This window comes from Streptococcus sp. HMSC078D09, assembly GCF_001813675.1.
In the GTDB taxonomy this organism is placed as follows: domain Bacteria; phylum Bacillota; class Bacilli; order Lactobacillales; family Streptococcaceae; genus Streptococcus.
Genome location: NZ_KV813676.1, coordinates 108,299 through 109,586, shown reverse-complemented (window position 1 = coordinate 109,586; position 1,288 = coordinate 108,299). Strand labels below are relative to the sequence as shown.

Genomic DNA, 1,288 nt, shown 5'->3' with positions numbered 1-1,288 from the left:
GGAATCTGGACAAGGCTGGATCGCCCTTGACTTCACAACGCGTGTGGATGGTTCTAAATCAGCAAGCTCAAGTAAGAAAAGCAGCGGAATGAACATTCAAGAAATTCAGAACGGTGATTTTTCAAGTATTGCAGGAACCTGGAGAAATGGTCTTGGTTGGGTTCTGGAATTTGATAAAGATGGTTTGACAGGAAAAGGATTTGTAACAGATGGTAGTGGAGTTGTTGATAGAATTAATCCCGATCACGGCTATATTAGTGGGGGGATTCATAGTTCTAAACCAAATACAGCTGGTGGAGCTGCGATCTCATTCTTGCCAGCTGGAACACCTATGAAGCCAGATAGCAATGAAAATAGTGATCCATCAGATACATCAAAAGACCGTATATGGGTTGGGCAACAATATATTTGGGATACTGACTCGTTCTTCTACCGTGTGGACTAAAGGAGTGGGACTATGAGAAAATTGATGATTTCACTACTGGCGGGTGTGTCTGTTCTATCTCTAGTGGCTTGTACGCCCAAACGCTATGAACGCCAAAGCAAACCGAAAACGGCAACCTCTTCGTCGGTCAAAAAAGAGAAGACGGATACAGGTCAAAAGCACTATCAAGAGGTATTGGAGCGGTACAAGGCTTATGCAACCGCAATTAATGCCAAAGACCAAACAGCTTTACAAAATGAACTAAAGAAGATCGAAGCAACTTCAGAAGAATATGCGTATGTCTTTAACCTTCAAACACTTGGAAGCACCAATGAGTGGCAATATGCTTTTGAAGATCTTAATCGTGATGGTAATGACGAACTGCTGATTGGGGATGGCAAAACGATTGCTGCGGTGTATTATTTGAAAGATAACCAGCCAACCTTGCTCCACGTAGCCTATGTAGCTTCTGCAGGTGGCTATCGCTCTAGTTTAGAAGTTTTTGACAATGGGCAAATCGTCTATGCCACTTGGCAATCCCTTAATCCAGAAATGGAATTGACCCTTTATTCGCTAAGAAAAGGCGAAGCCAAGGAAGAAAAGAAAGCAACCATTCAAATTGGTGAGGACCAAACAGCAGAACAAGCTCTTGGGATTTCAGCCAAGCAGTTGGACCTCAGTAAGCTGGACTGGAAAAATTTTGAAGGTTCAGGGGATTCCAAATCAACAGCGAAAGCAGAAGAGAAAAAATCGGAAAGCTTCCAAGTACAAGTCAGTGTGTCGGATCTCCGTATTCGAAAAGAGCCCTCAACCTCAGCTCCCTCTGCAGGGATAATCGCAAAAGGAACTCACACCATTACGGAA

General features: G+C 43.4%; 2 protein-coding genes. Both read left to right on the top strand.

The genetic code is table 11. The features are described from left to right. A partial coding sequence (locus HMPREF2926_RS09400; protein WP_256263033.1) for a DUF6287 domain-containing protein occupies positions 1-445 on the top strand: 445 nt, incomplete at its 5' end. 12 nt (positions 446-457) lie between these two features. Continuing rightward, positions 458-1,288: hypothetical protein (locus HMPREF2926_RS09395; protein ID WP_070587592.1), on the top strand; the 831-nt coding region annotated here is incomplete at its 3' end.